This window comes from Bradyrhizobium sp. NC92 (assembly GCF_025200865.1).
Taxonomy (GTDB): Bacteria; Pseudomonadota; Alphaproteobacteria; order Rhizobiales; family Xanthobacteraceae; genus Bradyrhizobium.
This window is the reverse complement of the sequence record NZ_CP104171.1, coordinates 2387842-2412906: the sequence shown is the minus strand read 5'-3', so window position 1 is coordinate 2412906 and position 25065 is coordinate 2387842. Positions and strand designations below refer to the sequence as shown.

The 25065-nt window shown below is 65.0% G+C and carries 28 protein-coding genes and 1 riboswitch; of the genes, 16 read left to right on the top strand and 12 right to left on the bottom strand.

The window, feature by feature from the left end; all coding sequences use genetic code 11:
* The first annotated feature begins 11 nt into the window (after positions 1-11).
* Positions 12-746 carry a TlyA family RNA methyltransferase gene (locus N2602_RS11320; protein ID WP_260382680.1) on the top strand — a complete coding sequence of 245 codons (735 nt, stop codon included), beginning with the start codon at positions 12-14 and terminating at the stop codon, positions 744-746.
* On the top strand, positions 739-1986 hold the full coding sequence (locus N2602_RS11315) for a class I SAM-dependent RNA methyltransferase (protein ID WP_260382679.1): 1248 nt from the start codon (positions 739-741) through the stop codon (positions 1984-1986). The genes N2602_RS11320 and N2602_RS11315 overlap by 8 nt, the downstream gene beginning before the upstream one ends.
* A gap of 209 nt (positions 1987-2195) precedes the next feature.
* On the opposite strand, the gene N2602_RS11310 is transcribed toward N2602_RS11315, so the two are convergent.
* A complete protein-coding gene (locus N2602_RS11310; RefSeq protein WP_260382678.1) occupies positions 2196-2795 on the bottom strand; it encodes a hypothetical protein in 600 nt (199 codons plus the stop codon).
* 110 nt (positions 2796-2905) lie between these two features.
* Between N2602_RS11310 and N2602_RS11305 the strand changes: the two genes are divergently transcribed.
* Positions 2906-3751 carry a nucleotidyltransferase domain-containing protein gene (locus N2602_RS11305; protein WP_172787380.1) on the top strand — a complete coding sequence of 282 codons (846 nt, stop codon included), beginning with the start codon at positions 2906-2908 and terminating at the stop codon, positions 3749-3751.
* Between the two features lie 3 nt (positions 3752-3754).
* Here the strand turns inward: N2602_RS11305 and N2602_RS11300 are convergent, their stop codons facing one another.
* Together N2602_RS11300 and N2602_RS11295 are read right to left on the bottom strand one after the other, a co-directional pair.
* Complete coding sequence (locus N2602_RS11300; protein WP_172787361.1) at positions 3755-4390, bottom strand: hypothetical protein; 636 nt, start codon at positions 4388-4390, stop codon at positions 3755-3757.
* A gap of 187 nt (positions 4391-4577) precedes the next feature.
* A complete protein-coding gene (locus N2602_RS11295; RefSeq protein ID WP_172787360.1) occupies positions 4578-5441 on the bottom strand; it encodes a DUF1194 domain-containing protein in 864 nt (287 codons plus the stop codon).
* A 231-nt stretch (positions 5442-5672) separates the two neighbouring features.
* Positions 5673-5749: riboswitch (Fluoride riboswitch) on the top strand.
* 115 nt (positions 5750-5864) lie between these two features.
* Between N2602_RS11295 and N2602_RS11290 the strand changes: the two genes are divergently transcribed.
* The 6 genes from N2602_RS11290 to N2602_RS11265 all read left to right on the top strand — a co-directional run bounded on the left by N2602_RS11290 (position 5865) and on the right by N2602_RS11265 (position 9440).
* On the top strand, positions 5865-7067 hold the full coding sequence (locus N2602_RS11290; protein ID WP_260382677.1) for an MFS transporter: 1203 nt from the start codon (positions 5865-5867) through the stop codon (positions 7065-7067).
* A 19-nt stretch (positions 7068-7086) separates the two neighbouring features.
* Complete coding sequence (gene crcB, locus N2602_RS11285) at positions 7087-7476, top strand: fluoride efflux transporter CrcB (RefSeq protein WP_042336065.1); 390 nt, start codon at positions 7087-7089, stop codon at positions 7474-7476.
* A gap of 6 nt (positions 7477-7482) precedes the next feature.
* Positions 7483-7908, top strand: a complete 426-nt coding sequence (crcB, locus tag N2602_RS11280; protein WP_260382676.1) for a fluoride efflux transporter CrcB — start codon at positions 7483-7485, stop codon at positions 7906-7908.
* A gap of 2 nt (positions 7909-7910) precedes the next feature.
* On the top strand, positions 7911-8252 hold the full coding sequence (locus N2602_RS11275; RefSeq protein ID WP_172787358.1) for a DUF190 domain-containing protein: 342 nt from the start codon (positions 7911-7913) through the stop codon (positions 8250-8252).
* Between the two features lie 44 nt (positions 8253-8296).
* Entirely contained in the window at positions 8297-8602 is a 306-nt protein-coding gene (clpS, locus tag N2602_RS11270; RefSeq protein ID WP_025034645.1) for an ATP-dependent Clp protease adapter ClpS, read from the top strand.
* Between the two features lie 76 nt (positions 8603-8678).
* Positions 8679-9440 carry a hypothetical protein gene (locus N2602_RS11265; RefSeq protein ID WP_260382675.1) on the top strand — a complete coding sequence of 254 codons (762 nt, stop codon included), beginning with the start codon at positions 8679-8681 and terminating at the stop codon, positions 9438-9440.
* Between the two features lie 17 nt (positions 9441-9457).
* Here N2602_RS11265 and N2602_RS11260 read toward each other — a convergent pair whose 3' ends face one another.
* The 4 genes from N2602_RS11260 to fabI form a co-directional block, all read right to left on the bottom strand.
* Positions 9458-10648 (bottom strand): adenylate/guanylate cyclase domain-containing protein, encoded by a 1191-nt coding sequence (locus N2602_RS11260; RefSeq protein ID WP_260382674.1) that lies wholly within the window; start codon positions 10646-10648, stop codon positions 9458-9460.
* Positions 10649-10762: 114 nt separating this feature from the next.
* Positions 10763-11851 (bottom strand): chorismate synthase, encoded by a 1089-nt coding sequence (gene aroC / locus N2602_RS11255; protein WP_260382673.1) that lies wholly within the window; start codon positions 11849-11851, stop codon positions 10763-10765.
* Between the two features lie 164 nt (positions 11852-12015).
* Positions 12016-12615, bottom strand: a complete 600-nt coding sequence (locus N2602_RS11250) for a histidine phosphatase family protein (protein WP_260382672.1) — start codon at positions 12613-12615, stop codon at positions 12016-12018.
* A 12-nt stretch (positions 12616-12627) separates the two neighbouring features.
* Entirely contained in the window at positions 12628-13443 is an 816-nt protein-coding gene (fabI, locus tag N2602_RS11245) for an enoyl-ACP reductase FabI (protein ID WP_080135587.1), read from the bottom strand.
* Between the two features lie 172 nt (positions 13444-13615).
* Here fabI and N2602_RS11240 point away from each other — a divergent pair, with 172 nt between their 5' ends.
* A complete protein-coding gene (locus N2602_RS11240) occupies positions 13616-14104 on the top strand; it encodes an RNA polymerase sigma factor (RefSeq protein ID WP_025034639.1) in 489 nt (162 codons plus the stop codon).
* A gap of 61 nt (positions 14105-14165) precedes the next feature.
* Positions 14166-14936 carry an anti-sigma factor gene (locus N2602_RS11235; RefSeq protein WP_260382671.1) on the top strand — a complete coding sequence of 257 codons (771 nt, stop codon included), beginning with the start codon at positions 14166-14168 and terminating at the stop codon, positions 14934-14936.
* Positions 14937-15357: 421 nt separating this feature from the next.
* Here the strand turns inward: N2602_RS11235 and N2602_RS11230 are convergent, their stop codons facing one another.
* Together N2602_RS11230 and N2602_RS11225 are read right to left on the bottom strand one after the other, a co-directional pair.
* A complete protein-coding gene (locus N2602_RS11230) occupies positions 15358-16320 on the bottom strand; it encodes a J domain-containing protein (protein WP_260382670.1) in 963 nt (320 codons plus the stop codon).
* Between the two features lie 167 nt (positions 16321-16487).
* Positions 16488-16895 (bottom strand): RT0821/Lpp0805 family surface protein, encoded by a 408-nt coding sequence (locus N2602_RS11225; protein ID WP_172787351.1) that lies wholly within the window; start codon positions 16893-16895, stop codon positions 16488-16490.
* 113 nt (positions 16896-17008) lie between these two features.
* On the opposite strand from N2602_RS11225, the gene pdxH reads away from it, so the two are divergent.
* Entirely contained in the window at positions 17009-17650 is a 642-nt protein-coding gene (gene pdxH / locus N2602_RS11220; RefSeq protein ID WP_260382669.1) for a pyridoxamine 5'-phosphate oxidase, read from the top strand.
* 26 nt (positions 17651-17676) lie between these two features.
* Positions 17677-18429 (top strand): SDR family NAD(P)-dependent oxidoreductase, encoded by a 753-nt coding sequence (locus N2602_RS11215; RefSeq protein WP_172787349.1) that lies wholly within the window; start codon positions 17677-17679, stop codon positions 18427-18429.
* 214 nt (positions 18430-18643) lie between these two features.
* Here the strand turns inward: N2602_RS11215 and N2602_RS11210 are convergent, their stop codons facing one another.
* Both N2602_RS11210 and N2602_RS11205 read right to left on the bottom strand, forming a co-directional pair.
* Positions 18644-18862: a hypothetical protein gene (locus tag N2602_RS11210; protein ID WP_172787348.1), complete on the bottom strand. Its 219-nt coding sequence runs from the start codon at positions 18860-18862 to the stop codon at positions 18644-18646.
* Positions 18863-19067: 205 nt separating this feature from the next.
* On the bottom strand, positions 19068-20045 hold the full coding sequence (locus tag N2602_RS11205; RefSeq protein ID WP_172787347.1) for a magnesium transporter CorA family protein: 978 nt from the start codon (positions 20043-20045) through the stop codon (positions 19068-19070).
* A gap of 338 nt (positions 20046-20383) precedes the next feature.
* On the opposite strand from N2602_RS11205, the gene N2602_RS11200 reads away from it, so the two are divergent.
* Complete coding sequence (locus tag N2602_RS11200) at positions 20384-21064, top strand: L,D-transpeptidase (RefSeq protein WP_172787346.1); 681 nt, start codon at positions 20384-20386, stop codon at positions 21062-21064.
* 36 nt (positions 21065-21100) lie between these two features.
* On the opposite strand, the gene N2602_RS11195 is transcribed toward N2602_RS11200, so the two are convergent.
* A complete protein-coding gene (locus N2602_RS11195) occupies positions 21101-22183 on the bottom strand; it encodes an extensin family protein (protein ID WP_172787345.1) in 1083 nt (360 codons plus the stop codon).
* 65 nt (positions 22184-22248) lie between these two features.
* Between N2602_RS11195 and N2602_RS11190 the strand changes: the two genes are divergently transcribed.
* Together N2602_RS11190 and N2602_RS11185 are read left to right on the top strand one after the other, a co-directional pair.
* Positions 22249-23877 carry a fatty-acid--CoA ligase gene (locus N2602_RS11190; protein WP_172787344.1) on the top strand — a complete coding sequence of 543 codons (1629 nt, stop codon included), beginning with the start codon at positions 22249-22251 and terminating at the stop codon, positions 23875-23877.
* A 267-nt stretch (positions 23878-24144) separates the two neighbouring features.
* Positions 24145-24999, top strand: coding sequence for a DUF1499 domain-containing protein (locus tag N2602_RS11185; RefSeq protein WP_172787343.1), 855 nt, complete (start codon positions 24145-24147; stop codon positions 24997-24999).
* Positions 25000-25065: the final 66 nt, after the last annotated feature.

Sequence of the window (25065 nt, the reverse complement as noted above, 5' to 3'; positions counted from 1 at the left end):
CGAGTGAACCGATGTCCCCTGCCCGCAAGCGCGCGGATGTATTGCTGGTCGAGCGCGGCCTGTTCGAGAGCCGGGCGCGGGCCCGCGCGGCCATCGAGGCCGGCCTCGTCACGGCCGACGACAAGCAGGTCTTGAAACCGTCGGAGACGATCGCCGAGGATGCGGTGATCCAGGCCGAGCCCGCGCACTCCTACGTCTCCCGCGGCGGCGTCAAGCTCGCCGGTGCGCTGGAACGGTACCCGATCGACATCGAGGACCATGTCTGCCTCGACGTCGGCGCATCCACCGGCGGCTTCACCGAGGTGCTGCTGGCGAACGGCGCGAGCCTGGTGTTCGCGGTCGATGTCGGCACCAGCCAGCTGCATCCCTCGCTACGCGATCACCCCAAGATCGTATCGATGGAGGAGACCGACATCCGCAGCTATGACGGCAAACGCCTGCCGGCGCGCCCCGATGTCGTCGTCATCGACGTCAGCTTCATCTCGCTGAAATCAGTGCTGCCGGTGGCGCTGTCGCTGGCGGCCGCGCCGATGAGCCTGCTGGCGTTGATCAAGCCGCAATTCGAGGCTGACAGGAAGCACAACAAGAAGGGCATCATCCGCGATGCCGCCGTGCACCGGGAGATCTGCGACGACATCGCGGCCTTCGCGGCGTCGCTCGGCTGCACCGAGATCGAAATATTCCCCTCGCCGATCACCGGCGGCGACGGCAATATCGAATTCTTCCTGGGCGCGCGCCGTGGTTGAGCGCATCAAGATCGATCATGTCGGCCATCGCGGCGACGGCGTCTGCCGCGACGCGGGCGAAGCAATCTATGTGCCCTACACGCTCGGCGGCGAGACCGTCGAGGTCGATCACGTCGTGGGCCATCATCCCGACCGCCGCAAGCTGCTGGCGGTGAAGCTCGCAAGCCCGGAACGCGTCGAGCCGTTCTGTCCGCATTTCGGCGTGTGTGGCGGCTGCGCCATCCAGCATTGGGCGGCGGAGCCGTATCGCGCCTGGAAGCGCAGCATCGTGGTGGAGACGCTGGCGCAGGCCGGCATCGATTGCGATGTGGCGCCGCTGGTCGACGCCCACGGCGCCGGGCGCCGGCGCATCACGCTGCACGGCCGGTTCGGCACGCACGACATCCTCAAGGTCGGCTTTTCGGCTGCGAGCTCGCACGACGTCATCCCGATCCATCGTTGTCCGATCCTCGATCCCGCGCTCGACGGCGCGCTCGATGCCGCCTGGGCGCTGGCGGAGCCGCTGACGTCCAAGATGCCGGTGACCAAGCCATTGGACATCCAGGTCACCGCGACCGCAGGCGGCCTCGATGTCGACGTGCGCGGCTCCGGCCCGCTGCCGACGGCGCTCGTTACGGCGCTGTCGCGCGTCGCCGAACAGCACCGCCTGGCGCGGCTGACCCGGCATGGTGAGCTGGTGCTGCAACGGCTGCCGCCGACGGTGCGGATGGGCCGCGCCGAGGTGACGCTGCCGCCGGGCTCGTTCCTGCAGGCGACCGTGGCGGGCGAGGAGACGCTTGCGGCACTCGTCGCCGAGCGCATCGGCAAGGCCAGGGAGGTTCTCGACCTCTTCTGCGGCGTCGGCCCGTTCGCGCTAAGGCTCGCGGAGAAGGCGCGCGTCACCGCCTATGACAGCGACGCGGGTGCCGTCGCGGCGCTGGCGAAAGCCGCGCGGACGCCGGGCCTGAAGCCGATCAAATGCGAGCCGCGCGACCTGTTCCGCCGCCCCCTGGTGCCGCAGGAGCTGCGCGACTTCGACGCCGTGGTGTTCGACCCGCCGCGCCAGGGCGCGCAGGCGCAGGCGCTGAAGCTTGCCGCAAGCAAGGTGCCGGTCGTGGTCGCCGTGTCCTGCAACGCCGCAACCTTTGCCCGCGACGCACGGCTGCTGATCGACGGCGGCTACCGGCTGGAGGCCGTGGCACCCGTCGACCAGTTCCGCCACACGCCGCATGTCGAGCTCGTGGCGAAATTTAGTCGCTAACGCCGAATGGCTTTAGGTTGATTCGATTGCCACGGGCTCGGTGCAACCTCTCCCGCTTGCGGGAGAGGTCGCGCCGAAGGCGCGGGTGAGGGCTTTCTCCTCTAGGGGATTGTCCCATTGCGGAAGCACCCTCTCCCCAACCCTCTCCCGCAAGCGGGAGAGGGAGCGCACCTCCGTCGTTGCGCGATCAAGCCTCATTTCATCACGCTCTAGCGCCGAAGGCCGCTCAGCGCCGGCGATTCGCCCGGCAGCATGTTCGATCTGATTTCGCTGTCCATGCGGCCCGAATCCTGCTGGGTGTAGCCGACGCCGAACGACAGGCTGAGATTTGAGGTCGGCTTGAATTCGACACCCGCAAACCCGCCATAGCCGGGCGCGGCGCTGGAGGTGAGCGGCGCCAGCGAGCTGCCGATACCGTTGCCGTATTTCAGCGTGTCGAATCCGGCAAAGAAGGTGACAGGCATGCCGCCAGCCGTCTTCATGTTGTAGCCGAACCGCGTGCTGTCATAGGAGAGCGCGCCGGAATTGCCGAACGAGCCCGCCTGGTTGAAGCCGCTCAATCCGAAATCGGCGCGTTCGCGGCCGATGAAGAAGCCGTTCGCAGAGCTCGCACGCCAATCGGCCTCTCCGGCGTTGAAGCTCGCAAAGTTGCCATAGGTGTCTGAGCTCAAGCCGGCAGCACCGCCAAGGCCGAAAGGCCCGCCGGGAATCCAATATCGCAGCGGCGCGACTTGCGCATGAACCGTCCCTCCGCCGAGGCAGAGCAATGCGAGAGCTGCAAGAGCGCATGAACGTGCAAGGTCGAACATTCTGGCTACCGTCTAAAACGCCGCAAACTATACTCCCCGACCATCATCAATGCCAGCGGAGTGACCGCGCCGGCCCTCGCGGCCGCAAGTCTTTCGGGGAACCGCGTCTGATGCCGCACGATCCGTTGCTCACCCGCCTCACACCCGTTCTTGCCGCGGTACCTGGCATCCAGGCCGTGGTGCTCGGCGGCTCGCGCGCGCGCGGCACTGCGCATTCCTCCTCCGACTATGACATCGGGCTGTACCGCTCCAACGCCGCTCGGTTCGACACGGATCGACTGCTGACAGTGGTGAAGAACATCGCCGACGATCCCGACGCCGCGATCGTGACGAGAATTAACGAATGGGGATCGTGGATCGTCGGCGGAGCGTGGCTTTCGATCGAGGGACGAAAGGTCGATCTGCTGTACCGTAACGTCGATGATGTCGAGCGCGTCATGTCGGCCTGCCGGTACGGTACGGTCCTCATGACCTACCAACCCGGCCATCCGCATGGCTTCTGCTCGGCGATCTGGATGGGCGAGATCGCATATTGTCAGCCGCTGCACGATCCGAATGGCGTGATCGCCCGGCTCAAGTCGATCGCACTTCCCTATCCGGAGCCTCTGCGCAGCACCCTGATCCGGCGCTTCCAATGGGAGGTCCTGTTCAGCATCGAAAATGCCGAGCTCGCCGCCGCACGCAACGAGCGGACCCATATCGCCGGGTGTCTCTACAGATCACTCGCCTGCGTCGCGCAGGTGCTGTTCGCACTGAACGAGCGCTATCTGATCAACGAGAAGGGGGCGCTGCAGGAGGCAGCCGGCTTGCCGCTGACGATCCCGCACCTCGTGGAGCAGTCCGACCGGATCTGGCAACTCGTCGCTGATGGCGGTTTCGCGCAGGCCTGCGCAATGCTGCGGCAGGTGGACCAGCAATTGAAGATGCTGACGCGACCCGGCGGCAGCGCGCCGTGAACGCTATGCCGTCCTGTCGACGGACGACGACGAATCCGCCGGCGGATATTTCGTCACCGGCACCACGAAGGATTTGGTGCCGACCTGGTAGGTGATCTTGCCGTTCTGCCCGTCATCGCTCGCGATCTGCGCCTGGCCGAACATGATGACGTTCTTGTAGACGTAGCCGGTGCCCTGGCGGGTGACGCCGTCGGTGGTGACGCTGACCTGGGCTTCCTTGCCATTGACGGCCAGCACCTTGAAGCTCGCGCTCTTGCCGTTCTCGCTGGAATAGCCACCCCAGCTTCCCATGAGGCGGCTGTCGGAGGCCGGGGGAGCCTGCTTCTCGAGATTGGCGGTCTGCTTGCCGGCGCCGCCGAAGGAGAACAGCATCACCATGTTCTTGCCGTCCTTGGTCCCGACCGTGACTCCGCCAAAGGTGATGAGCGTGCCCTGAACCTCGGCAAAGCCGCGCTCGGTGTGACCGTTGTGGGTATACTCGACCTGCGCCCGGGCACCGCGGATGTTGACGACCTTGAAGCCGACTGGCTGGTTGTTGCCCACCCAATTGCCCTTCCAGTCGCCGATCAGAGCGCTCTGGCGATACAGCCGCTCGTTGGCGGGGGAAATCTGGCTGGTGCTCGATGTGACGGTGGCCATTGGATTGCTCGGACGGGCCTGACAAACCCGTTTTCGCTCGCTGGGGCATGTCAGGATGCCGGCGGGAACGAACAGAAACCGTGCGATTAGGGCCACGCACCCGTTAACGAGCCGTTAAGCGCGAGCATCGGCCGGGCGGGCAAAAGGTCTCAGCCGGGCACGGTCCCGCCGGGATACCCCGTCACCCTCACCGTCCCCAGCGATCGGACCAGATCTTCTCGCCGATCAGGCAATTGACGCGCGGCTCCTTGTCGGCGACGCGCATCACCGGGCGCTCCGGCGTGCGGCCGGCAACTTCCATCAGCAGCTTGGTGCGGATCGCTTCCTTGAACTTGTCGCGGTCCTTGATCGTGATGACGAAGGAGCCCGGCCCTCCGATGACGCAGTCCTCGTAGTAGAAATCGAGATTGTCGATATCCATGGTCGAATAGGACGGCTCCTTGACCATGATCGGCAGGCCGTTGATGACGATGCCCTTCTCCAGGGCGGCATCGCGCGCCACCGTGACCGGGCCGCCATTGTTGTTCGGACCGTCGCCGGAAATGTCGATGACACGGCGCAGGCCGCGATAGGGATCCTCGTCGAACAATGGCATCGCGAAGTTGATCGCGCCGGAGATCGAGGTGCGCGAAGCGCGCCGGATCGGCGTCTTCATGATCTCGGCGGCAACCGCATCCGCCGTCTCCGGACCATCGACCAGCCGCCAGGGAATGATGATCTTCTGGTCGCTGGAGGCGGCCCACTCGAAATAGGTCACCGCGATGCGGCCGTTCGGGCCGAGCTTCAGCGCCTGCAGGAACTCCTTCGACTGGATCGCCTGTGCGTAGCCCTCGCGCTGGATTGCGAGCTCGTCCATGTCCATGGAGTAGGACACGTCGACCGCGAGGACCAGCTCGACATCGACGGTCTGCGCGTCCTTGTCGGCCGCAAGCCGCTGCGGTTGACTTCTGGACGATTCGAATTTGGGTCCTGGTGCCGCGATGCCCGCGACGTCCCCTCCGGCAAACATGCCGGCCACCAGCACAGCCCCGATCGAGAACAGCAAACGCATCGCAGTCTCCCGTCGTATGACGCGATGGTGACATGCAATCGGCTTGTCGCAAAGCGCGAAGATCGCTTGTGCTTCACATTCAAGTGCATCGCTGCTGCGTGTTGCGGCCATAGGGCTGACAAGCGGGGAACAGGTGCGATCACTCGCACAGTCATTCCGGGGCGGCTCGAAGAGCCAGTGGAGGCGCGACCCCGCCCACTTGTCCGGCACGATTTCCATGCTAGGGTTGGTCGCACAGATGGGGATGGAGTCCCCCGACAACCGCCCGGCGGTCGATGACCTCGTGGACTGATGACTCCTGCTTGAGGAGAGGCAATCTTGAGCCTCGGCCTTTGGCGGGAGCATGGACATACCCGCCGATGGCGGGTTTTTTGTTGCCTGGTGACGAAGGCCGGCGGGCCGGAGGACGATGAAGACGTGACGATGACGACACCGAAGGCCGTGCGCGCGACGCTGCCCAGAGGGATTTGGGTGCTCGGCTTCGTCTCGATGCTGATGGACATCTCCTCGGAGATGATCCACGCGCTGCTGCCGGTCTATCTCGTCACCGTGCTCGGCGCCTCCACGCTCACCGTCGGCTTCATCGAGGGCATTGCCGAGGCGACCGCCTCGATCACCAAGATCTTCTCCGGTGCGTTGTCGGACTGGCTCGGCCGCCGCAAGCTGCTCGCTGCCCTGGGCTACGGACTGGCCGCGCTGACAAAACCGCTGTTCCCGCTCGCGCCCAGCGTCGGATGGCTGGTCGCCGCGCGCTTCATCGATCGCGTCGGCAAGGGCATCCGCGGCGCGCCGCGCGATGCGCTGATCGCCGACATCGCCCCCGTCGGCCTGCGCGGCGCGAGCTTTGGCCTGCGGCAATCGCTCGACACGATCGGCGCTTTCGTCGGACCGCTCGTGGCGATCGGCCTGATGTGGTGGACCGCTGACAATTTTGCGCTCGTGTTCTGGGTGGCGGTGCTGCCGGCGTTTCTGTCCTTTGGGTTGATCGCGTTCGCGGTGAAGGAGCCGGAGCCCGATCCGAGCCGCAAACCTGCAGAAAATCCGCTCAATCTCGCCGCGATGCGCCAGCTCGGCGCGGTCTATTGGCGCGTCGTCGCCGTCGGCGTCGTATTCACGCTCGCGCGCTTCAGCGAGGCCTTCCTGATCCTGCGCGCGCAGAACATCGGGCTCAATGCGATGTGGGTGCCGGCCGTGCTGGTGCTGATGAATATCGCCTACGCGCTCTCCGCCTACCCGGCCGGCGTGCTGTCGGACCGGATCAACCGCACCGGCCTGCTCGCACTCGGCCTCGTCTTCCTCGCCGGCGCCGACCTCGCGCTGGCGCTGCTGCCGAACCTGGCTGGCCTCGCGCTCGGCGTCGTGCTGTGGGGGTTGCACATGGGACTGACGCAAGGGCTGCTCTCCGCCCTCGTCGCCGACGCCGCGCCGCCCGCCTTGCGCGGCACCGCCTTCGGCTATTTCAACCTGTTCACCGGGCTTGCCTTGCTGGCCGCGAGCGTGATCGCGGGTGCGCTGTGGGACGCCTATGGACCGGCGGGAACGTTTCTCGCCGGGCTCGGCTTCGCGCTGGTTTCGCTGCTGGGGCTGCTCGCCGTCGGCAAGGGTCTTGCGGCAGGGAGCAAGTGATGACGGGGGACTGTTCGTCTTGCTGAGCGGGGCAATTGCGATCGTGATCGGCAGCGCGCTGGGCGGCTGCGCGCGCTATTTCGTCTCCGGTGCGATCGCGCGGCGACTGGGCGAAACGTTTCCGTGGGGCACCATGACCATCAACGTCACCGGCGCCTTCCTCATCGGCATTTTCGGCGCGCTGGCGACGCATCCGGGCTCGGTCTTCGCCTCACCCACACCATGGCTGTTCGCGGTGACCGGGTTTCTCGGCTGCTACACCACGGTGTCCTCGTTCAGCCTGCAAACGCTGACGCTCGCGCGTGGCGGCGAGCCGCTCTCGGCGCTCGGCAATGTCGCCTGCTCGGTCGGGCTGTGCCTCGCCGCCGTCAGCTGCGGCTTCCTGCTTGCGGATCGTCTGGGAGGCTAGAGGCTGATGAGCTCACCTTTTGCCGAACGCTGGCGCAGCTTTGTGCTCTACGCCTGGGTTGCCGCCGGCAGCATCGTCGGCGGGCTGACGCGCTACCTGGTCGGGCTTGTGCTCGACACCGGATCGGGCTTTCCTGTCGCGACGTTGTTCATCAACGCGACAGGCTCCCTGATCATCGGCTTCTACGCGACGCTGACCGGCCCGGACGGCCGCGTGCTGGCGCGGCCCGAGCACCGACAATTCGTCATGACCGGGTTTTGCGGCGGCTACACCACCTTCTCGGCCTTCAGCCTGGAGACCTTCCGCCTGCTCCACGGCGGCATGAAGTACACCGCGCTCGCCTATGTCGCAGCGTCCGTGATCTGCTGGCTGGTGTCGGTGTGGGCAGGGCATATGATGGCGAGCCGCTACAATCGCCTGGCAAGGAGCTGACCATGCAAATCCCCGATCAGGCAGTTTCGCTCCGGATCTTCATCGGGGAGAGCGACCATTATGACGGCAAGCCGCTCTATGAGGCGATCGTGATGACTGCGCGCGAGCGACATCTGGCCGGCGCCACCGTGCTGCGCGGTCCGATGGGCTTCGGCAAGTCCAGCCGGCTGCACACCTCGAAGATCCTGCGGCTGTCGGAAGACCTGCCGCTGCTGATCGAGATCGTCGACAGCGAGGACAACATCAACGCATTCCTGCCCATCCTGGACGGCATGATGTCGAGCGGTCTGATCACCTTGGAGAAGGTGCAGGTCCTGCAATATGGTGCGAAGGCCGCGAGCTAATCGCTTCCGGCCGGAACCCGAGCCCGCCGTGTCCAGGAGGCGGAATGAACGACACCGTCACCAAGCCGAAAACCAGGACGAAGACCAAGGTCGAGCGGCCGAAGCTGCACAAGGTCATCCTGATCAACGACGACTACACGCCGCGTGAATTCGTCACCATGGTGCTGAAGGCCGAATTCCGCATGACCGAGGATCAGGCCTACAAGGTGATGATCACCGCGCACAAGCTTGGCGCCTGCGTGGTGGCCGTATTCACCAAGGACGTCGCCGAAACCAAGGCAACGCGCGCCACCGACGCCGGCCGCGCCAAGGGCTATCCGCTGCTGTTCACGACCGAGCCGGAGGAGTAGGCGCCGCCTGCCTCTTCGGGTCAATTTTAGCGATCCGTGCTACCGCGGGTTTAATCTCCTGTGTCACCACAATGCGATGACAGTCGCACTGCGCAAACAGCTCGAACTCAAGCCGGCCCGCCAGGAGACCTCGTTCGGTCCTTTCAAGCTCCCGCATGCCCTGCCCTGGTTGATCCTGGCGGCTGCGATGCGCGTGATCGCGTTCGGCGGCGGCGCCGTGGCGCTGCCCGCAATCATCATTGCCGACATTTCGGTGCTGCTGGCCTTCTTTGCGACGGCGCAACAATCGATCGACGCAGCGGGCGGTCAATCCTCGCTGGGTACGCTGACACTGGGCGAGCAGTTCAAGCTCTCCTTCTCGATCCTGTGGCGGATCATGCTCTTGATGATCGCGGCGGCGCTGAGTGCCAAAGCGGCCGGCATTGAGGCTTCGTACCATCTCTTGGCGGGCCTGGACGGCATGGCGTTCGACCAGTTCACCCATGCCGGGCGATTCTGGAGCGCATGGATCGCGGCCATCGTCCTGCTCATGATCATCCGTGCCGAGCGCGATGACGGCAAGGTCGCCCTGTTTGCCGCGATCGGCGAATTCGCACGGCGTGGGCTGTGGCTCGGCGCCGCCGTCATCATCCTCGGCCTCATCAACGTCGCCCTCGCCTATGGACAGGAAGCGGTGCGGACCGCGATCTGGAACTTCTGGCAAACCTCGTCGGCAACGCAGTTCACCAAGAACCTGATCTATTTCGTCTTCATCTTCAGCTTCGCCATGCTGCGGCTGTGGATCACCTTGAGGGTGCTGACCTTCGGCCTGAAACAGTCTCATGTTCGTGGCGGCTGAGGCCGTCGTCGGCGCCGCTAGGCCATCACCACCGGCGTCTCCTCCGCCAGCCCGTACACGCGCTGCGCCTTGGAAAATCCCGCGATCGGAAACTCGCCGAGCTGGTGCCAATCATGGCGGCAGACATTGGCAAAACCTTCCGAGGCCACGACGGTCCGCCCCAGGCGTCCCGTGATCTTCTCCAGCCTTGCGGCGAGATTGACCGCCGGGCCGATGCAGGTGAAGTCGAGGCGGTTGCCGCCGCCGATATTGCCGTAAAGGATGTTGCCGACATGCAGCGCGACGCCGAAGCGGAAGCGCTCGACGACGTCGCCGACCGGAACGGCGAGCGCCTCGACGCTTGCGCGGGATTCGCGCGCGGCCTCCAATACGCGCGCGCAGACATGGGCGGCATCGCCGACATATTCGTCGATCGGAAACACGGCGAGCAGGCCGTCGCCCATGAATTTCAACACCTCGCCGCCATGGCCGCGGATCGCGGCGACCTGGCAGTCGAAATATTGGTTGAGGATCTCGACCACCGTCTCGGCCGGCAGCCGGTCCGACAGCGCGGTGAAGCCGCGCAGGTCCGACAGCCAGATCGCCGCCTGCATGGTGTCGTTGTGACCGCGTCGGATCTGGCCGCCGAGGATGCGCGCGCCGGCGCGATTGCCGACATAGGTGTCGAGCAGCATCTCGGCGGTGCGGCGCAGGCTGATGATCTCGCTGACGCGCGCGAGCGGGGCTATGACGGCTCGGATGGCCGCGATGTCTTCGTCGCTGAAGCCGTCGGGATGCTGCGTGATCCAGCTCGTTGCGTGGACGGAGCCGTCGAGAAAGCGCAACGGCACCGCGATATAGTCGGTCGCGCCTTCGGCATGCATCTCTTCGAGGAACGGAAATCGCCTGCTGTCGGGATCGCTTGCGCGGCCCCTGACCTCGATGCCCTGCTCGAACACGACGCGAAGCGGGCTGCGGGCGAATTGCGGTGTGTCCAGGACCTCGAAATCGACGCTGCCGATTTCGACATCCTGGCCGTGCCGCCAGATGAAGTTGCGGCCGAAGACTTCGGGATGCAGCGTGCGGATGAAGATGCCGAAACGCGACAGCGGCAAGCCGGCGGCGACCAGACGTTCGCAGAAATCGGCGATCATCTCGGCCGGCTCCTGAGCCGACCAGACGCCGTCGATCAGCCAGTTGCAGACGCGCTGAAGCTCGGAGCTGTTCATGGCTGCATTTGCGGACGAAGTTGCGGGGTCGTCAAGCTGCACGGTGGGCTAGTACCGCGACATTGTCACCGAGGTGTCTTCACCTCTCCCAAGCGGGAAAGAGGTGGAAGGGCGTCAACGTCCTACTTGCCCGCGATCGCGCAGGAAGTGATCGGCCAGCACGCAGGCCATCATGGCCTCGCCGACGGGGACGGCACGGATGCCGACGCAGGGGTCATGGCGGCCCCTGGTGAAGATCTCGGTCTCGGTGCCTTGCCTATCGACGGTGAGACGCGGCTGCAGGATCGACGAGGTCGGCTTCACCGCGAAACGCACCACCACGGGCTGTCCGGTGGAGATGCCGCCCAGCACGCCGCCGGCGTGGTTGGACAGGAAGCGCGTGCCGTCATTGCCGGAGCGCATCTCGTCGGCGTTCTCCTCACCGGTCAGTTCTGCCGCGCCAAAACCGGCGCCAATCTCGACGCCCTTCACCGCGTTGATGGTCATCATCGCACCCGCCAGATCGGAATCGAGCTTGGCGTAGATCGGAGCACCAAGACCTGCCGGCACGCCTTCGGCGACGACCTCGATCACCGCGCCGATCGAGGAGCCGCTCTTGCGGATGCCGTCGAGATAGGTCTCGAAGAACGCGGCCTTGTCCTTGTCGGGACAGAAGAACGGATTTCTGGCGATCTCGTCCCAATCCCACTTGTCGCGATCGATCTTGTGCGGACCGATCTGCACCAAGGCGCCCCGCACCCTCACGTCGGGCAGCACTTTCCGCGCGATGGCGCCGGCGGCAACCCGCATCGCGGTCTCGCGCGCCGAGGAGCGCCCGCCGCCGCGATAATCGCGCAGGCCGTACTTCGCCTCATAGGTGAAGTCGGCGTGACCGGGACGAAACTTGTCCTTGATCTCGGAATAGTCCTTCGAGCGCTGGTCGGTGTTCTCGATCAGAAGGCCGATCGGCGTGCCCGTCGTCACCTGCACGCCGGTCTCCGGATGCGCCATCACGCCGGAGAGGATCTTTACCTGGTCCGGCTCCTGGCGCTGGGTGGTGAAGCGCGACTGGCCGGGACGGCGGCGGTCGAGATCCCGCTGGATGTCGGCCTCGGTGAGCGGGATCATCGGCGGGCAGCCGTCGACCACGCAGCCGATCGCCACCCCATGGCTCTCGCCGAAGGTGGTGACGCGGAACAAGTGGCCGAAGGTGTTGAAGGACATTCGTCTCTGGCTCGTAAGTCAGTTCTCACTTGTGGTAGCGCCCGGTGGGCCGAGGGTCAAACCAGTTACTCCGTCATTCCGGGATGGTCCGAAGGACCAGACCCGGAATCTCGGGATTCCGGGCTCGGCGCGTTGCGCCGCCCCCGGAATGACGGGGGAGCGGCTTAACTAAACTTCTCCAGCCGCCCGTCGCGGAACACGTAGACGGCGCCCTGCTCGATATAGAGCTCGGCGGCGCTGGTGGGTGTCTCGAGCCCCAGGGACACCATCAGAGCCCGGCAGGTCCCGCCATGGGCCACCGCGACGGTGTCGGTCCGGAGCTGGTCGTACCAGGCGCGCACGCGGACCTGCACGTCGGCGTAGGTCTCCCCGCCCGCAGGTCCCACGGTCCATTTGTCGGCGAGGCGCCTTGCGTAAATGTCCGGATCCTTCGCCTCGCTCTCAGCCAGCGTCAGCCCCTCCCAGGTGCCGTAGCCGATCTCGCGCAGACGATCGTCGAGCGCGTAATCGGCAGGCGGCAATTCGAGCTTGCCGCGCGCGAGCTCCATGGTCTGGCGCGCACGGCCGAGCGGGCTCGACACGTAGGGCAGCGCGGCCTTGTCGCGTCCGTCGCGCTTGAACAGTTCGGCCAGAACGGCGCCGGCGTGCACGGCCTGGCTGCGGCCGCGCGCGTTCAGCGGAACGTCCCTGGTGCCCTGAAGCCTGCCGAGCGCATTCCACTCGGTCTCGCCGTGGCGAAGATAGTAGATCGTAGGCCCGGGCATTTGAGCTAGTGGCTAGTCCTTCCCGCCAAGCGAGATATCAGGCGCATCCGGCCGCTTCATGCCGAGCACGTGATAGCCGGAATCGACGTGGTGCACCTCGCCGGTAACGCCGCGCGAGAGGTCGGAGAGGAAATACAGCGCGCTGCCGCCGACGTCTTCGGTGGAGACGTTGCGCCGCATCGGCGCATTGGTCTCGTTCCACTTCAGGATATAGCGGAAGTCGCCGATGCCGGACGCCGCCAGCGTCTTGATGGGGCCTGCCGAGATCGCGTTGACGCGGATGTTCTTCTCGCCGAGATCGGCGGCGAGATAGCGCACGCTGGCTTCCAGCGCCGCCTTGGCCACGCCCATCACGTTGTAATGCGGCATCCACTTCTCGGCGCCGTAATAGGAGAGCGTGATCAGCGAGCCGCCATCCGTCATCAGCTTCTCGGCGCGCTGCGCCACCGCCGTGAACGAATAGCAGGAGATCAGCATCGATTTCGAAAAATTCTCCTGCGTGGTGTCGACGTAGCGGCCGTCGAGCTGCTCGCCATAGGCGATCGCATGCACCAGGAAGTCGATCTTGCCCCACTTCTCCTTCAGCACCGCGAACGCGGCATCGATGGTCGCGGCATCCGTGACGTCGCAATGGCCGAGCACGAGGCCGCCGATCTCGGCGGCGAGCGGCTCGACGCGCTTCTTCAGCGCATCGCCCTGATAGGTGAAGGCGAGCTCGGCACCCGCGGCGTGGCATGCCTTGGCGATGCCCCAGGCGATCGAGCGGTTGTTGGCGACGCCGAGGATGACCCCGCGCTTTCCTTGCATCAGACCCGAATTCTGCGCCATTTTTGCACGTCCCGTCGAACTCTCGTTGAGGTATGGAGGTACACCAGCCCTCCCCCGCGGTACAGCCCAAATCCGCGGCGTTAACGCTGTTTCGAGGACCGGAATAGCCGTTCCGCTCGGGTGTTATGATCGCTATAGGCGCGCGCCGAACGCCAGGGACGTCAAGACTGCAATGAATGCGTTTCGCCAGAGTGTGGAAGCCATGATCCCGGCGTTGCGCCGCTATGCCCGCGCGCTCACGCGCGATGCGGATGCGGCCGACGATCTGGTCCAGGATACGTTGGTCCGCGCGCTGCGTTCGGAGCGGCTGTTTCTCGGAGGCGATGTCAGGAGCTGGCTCTATACGATCCTGACCAACCTCAACAAGAATCGGCGGCGTTCCCTGGCAAGGCGGCCGCAATTCATGCCGCTGACGGATAACAACCCGGATGCCAGCGGGACCGAGGCCGAGGGACGCGACATCGAGAAGGCGCTGGCTACTCTCGTCGAGGAGCAGCGTTCGGTGCTGCTCCTGGTGATGCTGGAAGGCATGAGCTACCGCGAGGTTGCCGACATCCAGGGCGTGCCGATCGGCACCGTGATGTCGCGCCTGGCACGCGCTAGGGCCCACGTCAAAGCCTCGCTCGAGGGTGAGCGGACGGCGCTCAGGCGGGTGAAATGATGAGCTGCGCGAAACTGACTTGCAGAAGATATTTTGGGCCGCAGAGCCAGAGACGACCGATATGAACGACCGCAACATCCCAGTGACCGAGGACGAACTGCACGCCTATGTCGACGGCGAGCTGCCGGCTGAGCGACGCGCCGACGTCGAGGCCTTTCTTGCCGCCTACCCCGACGACGCCGAGCGGGTGCAGTCCTGGCGGACCATGGCCGAGATGCTGCACGCCCGTTACGATTCGGTCGTCCATGAGCCGGTGCCCGCGCGGCTCGAGCTTGAGCGGCTGGAGCGCCGCCCGCGGCAATGGCTCTATGGCGCCGCCGCGGCCGTGCTGGTTGCCTTCGTCGCCGGCGGCACCGCAGGCTGGGTGGCGCATGGCGCCGCCAACGCACCCTCGACCTTCCAGAGCTTTACGGCGGACGCGCTCGGTGCGCACCGGCTCTATGTCGTGGAGGTCCGCCATCCCGTGGAGGTCGGCGGCAACGAGCGCGATCACTTGCAGGCCTGGCTGACCCGGCGCTGCGGCTGGACCGTGTTCGCGCCGAACCTGGAGGCGAGCGGGCTGAAGCTGGTGGGCGGCCGGCTGCTGCCGGGCCCGAACGGTCCGGCGTCGTTCCTGATGTACGAGGGCGCCTCGGGCGAGCGGTACACGATCTACTCTGCCAAGACCGAGAATGGTGCAACGCAAATGCGCTACGCCAAGACGGACAAGGACGGCGCGTTGTTCTGGTCCGAGCGCGGCGTCGGCTACGTCGTCAGCGGCAGCAGTGATCGCGAGCGGCTGACCAGGGTGGCGCAGGCCGTCTACGACCAAGCAGAGAAAAACGGCACCTAGACAACTGCACAGGCGCGGTGCCCAGATTCCGTCATCGAAAATTTGGAATCAGGACATCGACGCGTCTCATTATCGCACCGGGTGTTCACGCGATTATGAGTGGCGTTCGATCCGCCGATCGACGCGGGCGGCCTCGATTGGGGTTTTTGGTACCGCGCTGGTCCCCCTCTCGAGGCCGCACCTTTTCATCGGCTGCCCCGCCGGACAGCCGACACGTCGAAACCATGAAGCGCGACCCACGCCTCAGGCATATGATGAGCATCATCTCCGGATGACGCCGTGGTCCTTTAGGAGAACCCCTTCAGTTCGATCGCGCCCTAAAGCGCGATGACTCGCGCTTTTGCTCTTTGTTTGCGCATGATCTTTGCGGAAAACCGCGACGCACTTTGCGCTAACGCGGCCCTCCGGGTCCGGATCATGCTTAGCCAATCCCGCTCCGTGGATTGTAGGGGTGTTGGTCCCGCCACTTCTCCATCAATGCTTCAAGCTCGGCGTCGTTCCCGTCCGGTAGCATAATCCTGATGGTGACGAAGAGATCCCCGGTCCCGCCAGATTTCGGCAGGCCCTTGCCCTTGAGGCGGAAGGTCCGGCCGCTGGAGGTGTTTTTGGGGACCGAGAGCTCCACGGCATTGCCGAGGGTGGGCACGCGGACCTTGCCGCCGAGCACCGCCTCGTAAAGTGTGACAGGCAGGTCGATCCTGAGGTCGGCGCCCTCGACCTTGAAGAACGGGTGCGGCGCGATGTTGATGGTGATCAGGAGATCGCCGGGCGGATGGCCCTGCGCGCTTTCGCCCTGCCCCCGGAGCCGGATCTGTTGGCCCTCGGTGACTCCGGCCGGAATCTTGACGTTGAGCTCCTTGCCCGTCGGCAGCCGGACCCGCTTCTCGCCGCCCTTGACCGCCTCTTCCAGCGAGACGCTCATGGCGACGTTGACGTCGAGATCGAGCCCGACGCCGCCGGTGTCGAACTCGAACTGGGCACCGCCGCCGGCTCCGGGCCGCGCGCCGCGCATTCCGCCGCCGAACATGCTGTTGAGGATGTCCTCGAACGCGCCGCCGCCCGGGCCGCCCGCACCGCCGCTTCGGAACGTATAGCTTTCGAACCCGCCAGGGCCGGCGCGGCCGCGAGGGCCGCCGCCGCCCGGAAAACCGTGGAAGCGCGGCTTGCCATCGGCGTCGATCTCGCCGCGGTCAAACTGCTTGCGCTTGTCCTCGTCGCCGAGGATCTCGTTGGCCGAGTTGATCTCGGCGAAGCGTTCGGCCGCCTTCGGATCACCCTTGTTGCTGTCCGGATGGTGCTTCTTGGCCAGCTTGCGATAGGCGCTCTTGATCGCGGCAGCGCTGGCGCTCCGCGGCACCCCCAAGACCTCATAGGGGTCGCGCATTCGTCACGTCTCCTTCAAGAAATCGAATTGTTCAAAGGGCTCCCCGGCCCACCTGCCGGTCATGTGGGAAGAGAGTGGCATTTTTGCAACTAGGAACGCGAGCTGAAGCTCAATGTTTGGAGCATGGCCTTATCGGAAAACCGGTTCCCGCTTTTTCCGGATCGTGCTCAGCTCCGCCACGGCTTTAGCGTATGAATCTCCCAACGGCCACGGCTGCTTTGGCAGCCGGCGCCCTGGAGCCAGCTTTCGGTGTTGCCGTTGACGTAGCTCGCCAGGAAGTCGCGGCATTTGCGCCCGTCCTCGGCGGCGTAGGACTGGGCGATGGGCGTCACCGAGCCGCGCGCCCCGGTCTCCGGATTCTCCCAATGCTGGCTGGAATCCTTGTCGCCCTTGCTGAGCACGTCGGAGGCGGCGTTGCGGGTGAAGGCGAGATCGGTCTCGGTCGGGGGAGCGTCCTTTGCCGGCCGCGCGATCGAGCCGGTGAGGTCGCTGTCGTCGCCCTTGGCATAGGCGGTGCTGTCGTTGCGGGAAAAGCTGCAGCCGCCGGCGCCGAGCCCGATCAGAATCATCGTCATGACGAAGCCGGACGGCCGGATCGCCGATAGGCCAACGCGTCCCCATGCCCTATATAGGGCGGTAGCGGACAACAACGCGTTTTGGGCCGCGGGACGCAACTCGGACTCCGGACATGACCGACACGACCTCGATGAAACACCAGACACCCTTAACATCCGGTGATTTCACCGCTGCCGACGAGCCATTTGCGTTGTTCGAGGCCTGGCTGAACGAGGCGATCAAGAGCGAGCCGAACGATCCGAACGCCATGGCGCTCGCAACCGTCGATTCCGACGGCTTGCCTGACGTGCGCATGGTGCTGATGAAGGGCTTCGATACCGAGGGTTTCGTGTTCTACAGCCACATCACGAGCCAAAAGGGCCGCGAGCTCGCCGCAAATCCTAAGGCAGCGTTACTTTTTCACTGGAAGTCGCTGCGCCGTCAGGTCCGCATCCGCGGCAACGTGACGCCGGTGACCGACGCGGAGGCCGACGCCTATTTCGCGACGCGACCGAAGCAGGCCCAGATCGGCGCCTGGGCGAGCAAGCAATCGCAAGAGCTGGAGAGCCGCTTCGCGTTCGAGCAGGCCATCGCCAAGGTCGCGGCCAAATACGTCATCGGCGAAGTGCCGCGGCCGCCGGGCTGGAGCGGCTGGCGCATCACTCCGCTCCGGATCGAGTTCTGGCACGACCGCCCGTTCCGCCTGCACGACCGCATCGAATTTCGCCGTGACGCCGCCGGCCAACCGTGGTCCAAGACGCGGATGTACCCGTAAGCTTCGGGCCGACCTGAAAGATGTCCATGCCGCATTCGTCCAATGCGCCGCGCCGTACGCTGCTCCTGACCGGAGCCAGCCGCGGCATCGGCCACGCCACCGTGATCCGTTTCTCCTCGGCGGGCTGGCGCGTCATCACCTGCTCGCGGCATCCTTTCCCGGAGGACTGCCCCTGGGATGCCGGCCCTGAGGACCACATCCAGGTCGACCTCGGCAACCCCGAGGACACCGCGCGCGCGATCTCCGAGATCCGCAGCCGGCTCGAAGGCGGCACGCTGCATGCGCTGGTCAACAACGCCGCGATCTCGCCGAAGGGCCCCGGCGGCTCCCGCCTGGGCTCGGTCGACACCGACCTCGACACCTGGACGCACGTCTTCCATGTCAACTTCTTCGCGCCGATCATGATGGCGCGCGGGCTGATCGAGGAATTGAAGGCGGCCAAGGGCTCGGTCGTGAACGTCACCTCGATCGCGGGCTCGCGCGTGCACCCCTTCGCCGGCGCCGCCTATGCCACCTCGAAAGCGGCGCTCGCCGCGCTGACGCGCGAGATGGCTTCCGACTTCGGCCGCATCGGCGTGCGCGTCAACGCGATCGCCCCGGGCGAGATCGACACCTCGATCCTGTCGCCCGGCACCGAAAAGATCGTCGAGCAGCAGATCCCGATGCACCGCCTCGGCACGCCCGACGAAGTGGCCAAGATCATCTACGTGCTGTGCACGGACACCTCTTCTTACGTCAACGGCGCCGAGATCCACATCAACGGCGGCCAGCACGTGTAGGCAATCCGCCATCCTTTGTCGTTGCGAGCGCAGCGAAGCAATCCAGACTGCCTCCGCGGAGACAGTCTGGATTGCTTCGTCGCGGAGCCTGTCATCCGGTCCGCCGGAGGCGGGACCGGGTGGCTCCTCGCAATGACGAAATTCAGCGCTTAGGGAAGCAAGGCGATCCAGACAACGCCGCCGCAAGACCTGGATCGCCCTTACCTTCCGTTCCTCAATCGAGTCGAATCCGACGAGACCTCTCGCGCGGACGCGGAGCGGCCGTGCTGAATGCAGTCGAGCAGTCGTCGTCGTTCTCACCATCGAGCAGCGGAGCACCACAGTGCCGGCACAGGCGTGCCGACATCGACGGCGCCTTGCCGCTCGTCACCGCCTGACGATAGTGCGCCAGCTCGATGACGTTGCGGGGCGTCGTTATGTGTTTTTCAACCATGGCTGTTCCTCGCGGCTACGCCATGCTTATCGCAGACAAGTTTCGCGCAAACGTTCAGCCCACCGCTCAAATTTTACCGGAGGAATTGCGGCATGACACACACATCACCGCGTCGCCGCAATGCCGATCTATTCTGCGACACGATCCACCGTGTCTATGCGAGCAGCGTAAGGTCTCGGTAGGTATCTTTGCTGGAGCGTGATTCCTACAGCCACTTCTTGAACTTGAAGATCCAGTACGGAACGATGGCAGCGATCAGCATCATCACCAGCGCCATCGGGTAGCCGTGCACCCATTCGAGTTCCGGCATCACCTTGAAGTTCATGCCGTAGACCGATGCGATCAGCGTCGGCGGCATCAGGACAACAGCCATGACCGAAAACAGCTTGATGATGTTGTTCTGCTCGAGATTGACGACGCCGAGCATGGCGTCGAGCACGAAAGTGATCTTGCTGGAGAGATAGGAGGCGTGGTCGGTCAGCGAGGCCACGTCGCGCTGCATGGTCTTGAGCTGCTCGCGCATGTCCTTCGACCATTTCACGCCCTCGACCACCGCCGACAGGAACGTCACGACGCGGCCGATCGACACCAGGCTCTCGCGAACCTTCGAGGTCAAATCGCCCTTGCGGCCGATCGAGATCAGGATCTGGGAATATTGCTTGGCATGGCCGTGGCGCTCGCTCTCCGGCTCGAAGATGTCGTGGGAGACCTGGTCGATCTCGGCACCGCAGCGCTCCAGAATATCGGCGCAGCGGTCGATCACGGCGTCCAGGAGCTCCATCAGCACCATCTCGCCGGTGATCGACGGGGTACAGGAGCGGGCGAGCTTGGCTTCGACCAGCGCAAAGGGCTTGGGCAGGTCGTAGCGCACCGTCACCAGGCGATGGTCGCCGAGGATGAAGGTCACCGCCGTGGTCCGGGGCATGTCGGTATCGGAGTGGCACATCAGCGTCGCGGTCATGTAGCGCGCGCCGTTCTCCATATAGAGCCGGCTGGAGATCTCGATCTCCTGCATGTCTTCCCGGGTCGGAATGGCGATGCCCGCCAGCCGCTCCACGGCCTTGTCCTCGGCGGCCGTGGGGTTGACGAGGTCGATCCAGACTGCGTTGTCCGGCAACGCCGTGAGATCTTCGATAACCGCCTTCTTGAGGGAGGCCTCGGAGGGAACGAACGCCCAAAACATCAAAAGCTCCAGAGATCCTGCGACAGAACGACAGCCCTTAGCGCGATTCTGGCAGGTTCACGATGACAACAACATTAACGGAGCGTTTGCATTTGCGGCACCGCCGGGGCTCAACTGTGGCGCGGAAGGAACAGTTTGGCGCGTCTGGCCAAAAAACCTTCGCAGTAACCCCAAATTTGCGGCAGAAAAGCCACAGCTGGGGTCTTGCAGCGCGGGAAAACGGCTTCAGCGCTGGAATTGTGGCAGATTTCAACGATAATGGGATTAACGGAGTCGAGGAACTTGGGCGCTAAGCTCAGGCCCCTTCCGCACGGTATTGTTTTGATTGGAACCAAACCATGTCGTCGCTGAAAGTTATGTTTGGGATTTTGGCCGCTGGCCTGATGCTGTCGGGCTGCATGCAGGCCACTCATTATGAGGCGGCCGACACCAAAGCCTTCAAGCCGAAGGACAAGGAGCTCCTCGCCAAGGTCCGGTACGAAAACACCCCGGTCGCCGAGCCGTTCCGCCGCGCCATCGTCCAGTACCACCGCAAGGAAACGCCCGGCTCGATCGTGGTCGATTCCGACAACCATTACCTCTATTACGTGCTGGATGGCGGCAAGGCGATCCGCTACGGCATCACCGTCGGTGAAGAGGCGATGGCCTGGTCGGGCATCGCCAAGGTGGGCAGCAAGACCGAGTGGCCGGCCTGGCACCCCACCCCCAGCGAAATTTCGCGCCTGGGTGTGCCGACCTATGTCGCGCCGGGTCCGGACAATCCGATGGGCTCCCGTGCGCTGTACCTGTATTCCGGAGGCAAGGACACGCTGTTCCGCATCCACGGCACCAACCAGCCGGAATATATCGGCGCCTCGATCTCGTCCGGCTGTATCCGCCTGACCAACGAGGACGCGATCGATCTCTATGATCGCGTCAAGGTCGGCACCCTCGTCGTGGTGCTCGAGCCGAAGCACGGCGATTCGCCCTACAATTCGCGCCTCGCGCTCCAGGGCGGCGGTTCCAGTTCATCCTACTGAGCAGGCCTTGCCTGAGGCTTTTCAAAAGCGCCGGTTTCACCGGCGCTTTTTTGTTGCCGATTGGTGCGACCGGCCTTTGTTGCCACCCGCCGCCGGCTTGTCTGCCGGTGCAGGAGGTGTCTCCGCCCCTCCGTCGTGGGCGCCCTCCTTTGCCTCGGGTTTGGCCGCGACCTCGCGCGGCGGGGCCTCCTCCGGACGTTCCGCCGGCAGTAGCGGAGCGACCTGCGGCAGCGGATCCCAGACGTTCCACTGGCAGATCCGGTAGTCGTTGCGCCGCTGGGCGAGATCGAGATGGATGTGGTCCTCGTGGTACCAGTCCGAGCCCGGGCCGAGCACGGTGGAAAAGCGCGCGCAGACCGAATGCAGCACGCGCTCGCGCACCTCGCGCGCCGTGGCGCGGTCGGTGAGGCCGATCGACTGCCCATTGGCGAGCTTGATGGCGCGGATGTCGATGGCATTGGCTTTGCCGTGCTCGGACAGCATCGCCCCAGCGACGCGGTTGCGGCCGCGGCACTCGAAGGAATCGAAATTATCGAGGTCGCTGATGGGCGAGCCGAGGCTGGCGGCCAGGGGCACGATGTCCTTGCGCAGCCAATCCGCGAGCGCGGACGCCATGGTGCAGCGGAGGATCGCCGCGGGCTTCACCGTCACCTTGCGCTTGTCCGGCAGCACGATGGCCTCCAGCCGCACCAGATCCTCGCCGCCGCAGGCGCCGGGGCCGCGGATATCCGGAATGGACGGCGCGATCGCGATCTCCTCGGTCAGCGCCAGCCGGCAGGCCGAGGCCTGCTTCTCGGGCGGCGGCGCGGCCTCGGCGGGCTTGTCCGCGCCTGGCTTGTCGGGGGACGGCTTGCCGTCTGCCTGCGGCGCCCCCTCATCCGACGCTTTGGGGGCGTCCTCGGGACGCGGCTTCGGCAGCGGAATCCTGGCGGGGCGAACGGTTGCGCGGGGCTTTGGTGCTCCAAGGTTGAAGATATCGAGCGGCGCAGGATATTTCCGCGCCTCTGCCCTTTCGGCGAGCAGCAATAGCCCCGCCGCAGCGGTAACCATTGCCGCGCCAGCGGACATATAGCCGCGACAAGACCATTTGCGGCGAAAGTCCGGCAGGCTAAAACTCATGTCAATTCTTTGGCCCAACGCTGAGAGCGACAATGCGCCCAGCGACTTCTCGGAGGAACGTCGGAATGCTTGGTTTGATGCAAGATTGGCCCCTGCTCTGCCACCGAATCATCGAACACGCCGCCAGGATTCATGGCAAGCAGGAGGTGGTCACACGCTCGGTCGAGGGTCCGATCCATCGCACCACCTACGCCGAGATCCACCAGCGCGCGCTCAAGGTCTCGCAGATGCTGGAGCGCGACGACATCAAGCTCGGCGACCGTGTCGCAACGATCGCCTGGAACACCTGGCGCCATCTCGAGGTCTGGTACGGCATCATGGGGATCGGCGCCATCTGCCATACCGTCAATCCCCGCCTTTTCCCCGAACAGATCGCCTGGATCATCAATCATGCGCAGGATCGCATCGTGATGACCGATCTCACCTTCGTTCCGATCCTGGAGAAGATCGCGGACAAGCTGCCAAGCGTGGAGCGCTACATCGTGCTCACCGACAAGGCGCACATGCCGGAGACCACGCTGAAGAACGCGGTGGCCTACGAGGACTGGATTGCGCAGGCCGACGGCAAATTCAAATGGAAGGACTTTGACGAGAACACGGCGGCGGCGATGTGCTACACCTCCGGCACGACCGGCGATCCCAAGGGTGTGCTGTATTCGCATCGCTCCAACGTGCTGCACGCGCTGATGGCCAACAACGTCGACGCGCTCGGCACCAGTGCGTCCGAGACAATGCTGCCGGTCGTTCCGCTGTTCCATGCCAACAGCTGGGGCATCGCCTTCTCCGCCCCCTCGCAGGGCACCAAGCTGGTGATGCCGGGCGCCAAGCTCGACGGCGCCTCGGTCTATGAGCTGCTCTCGACCGAGAAGGTGACGCACACCGCCGGCGTGCCGACGGTATGGCTGATGCTGCTCCAGCACATGACCGCCAACAATCTCAAGCTGCCGGATCTGAAGATGGTGATCTGCGGCGGCTCGGCGATGCCGCGTTCGATGATCAAGGCCTTCCTCGACATGGGCTCGAACGTCCGCCATGCCTGGGGCATGACCGAGATGAGCCCGATCGGCAGCGTCGCGGCGCTGAAGCCGCCGTTCCAGAATGCCACCGGCGATGCCAGGCTCGACGTGCTGCAGATGCAGGGCTATGCGCCCTTCGCCGTGCAGATGAAGATCACCGACGATGCCGGCAAGGAGCTGCCCTGGGACGGCAAGACGTTCGGCCGCCTCAAGGTCTCCGGGCCCGCCGTCGCCAAGGCCTATTACCGCGTCGACAGCAACATCCTCGACGAGGACGGCTTCTTCGACACCGGCGACGTCTCGACCATCGACGAGGACGGCTATATGCGGATCACCGACCGCTCCAAGGACGTGATCAAGTCCGGCGGCGAGTGGATCTCCTCGATCGACCTCGAAAACCTCGCGGTCGGCCACCCCGCCGTGGCGGAAGCCGCCGTGATCGGCGTGTTCCACCCGAAGTGGGACGAGCGGCCGCTCCTGATCGTGCAGCTCAAGCAGGGCCAGCAGGCCACGCGCGAGGACATCCTCAAGTTCATGGACGGCAAGATCGCCAAATGGTGGATGCCCGACGACGTCGCTTTCGTCGACGGCATTCCGCACACCGCCACCGGCAAGATCCTGAAGACGGCGCTGCGCGACCAGTTCAAGGATTATCGCTTCCCGAACGCTGCGGCGTAATCGTTGGTGCCACCCTCCCCTGGAGGGGGAGGGTCGGCTCGCAGCGCGTCAGCGATGTGAGCCGGGGTGGGGGTGACAGTCTCTCCCCAATAGCGGTGCCCGTGCGGAGAGATCACCCCACCCCGCTCGCGCTGCGCGCGATCGACCCTCCCCTTCCAGGGGAGGGTGATCGACCCTTGAATTTGCCCCCGCGCCGTGGTCTCAACGGTCCTATCGTCGCGCCAGATCGGCCGGCATCGCGCCCAACATCCGGCAGAGCTTCACCCGATGGCCCGCAGGTTTTCCGCTCCCTACCAGTCGGAGCCCGTGTCCAGCCTCGCGAGTTGGGCGCGCAATCTGGCCGTGTTCGCGGTGGTGGCGGTGGTGGTGTCGATCATCGTCGTCCGCTTCGATTTCCTGGAGCCGAAGCCGGCGCTTGCGACGTTCATCGGCGGCATCGCGATCGCCGGCCTCTCGATCCTGTTCGGGCTCGCCGGCTTTGCCGCGATCTGGCAGAACGGCTCGCGCGGCATGGCCCGCATCCTGCTTGCCTTCCTGATCGACGGGGCGATCCTCGCCTACCCCGCCTATCTGGCCTTTCAATATCGCAAGCTGCCGTCGATCTACGACATCACCACCGACCCGATCGATCCGCCGCGCTTCGACGCGCTGGCGCGCCTGCGCACCGGCGAGGGCACCAACACCGCGGTCTATGCCGGTCTCTATTCGGCGGAGCAGCAGCGCCATTTCTATCCCGACATCGAGCCCGTCGAGCTCGAGATCCCGGTCGACCGCGCCTATGCAATCGCGCTCCAGCTCGTCCACAAGCGCAAATGGATCGTGATCGACGAGCGCGCACCGCAGCCGCCACGCCGCATCGGCCGCATCGAGGCGGTCGCGCGCACGCCGATCATGGGTTTCCGCGAGGACGTTTCGATCAGGGTCGTGCCGGATGGCGATGATTCCCGCGTCGACATCCGTTCTGCGTCGCGCAATTTCGACAGCGACCTCGGCAGCAACGCCGCGCGCGTCAAGAAATTCATCGACGACCTCAACACCGCCGCCGATGCCGACGCGCTCAAGCCGGTGAAGAAAACCCCGGTCGCACCGCCCAAGGCGCCGGCGAAGACGGTGAAGAAGTGAAATTGGCGAATGGGGAGTAGCGAATAGCGAATGGAGCCGCCCAACCGCTACTCCCCATTCGCTATT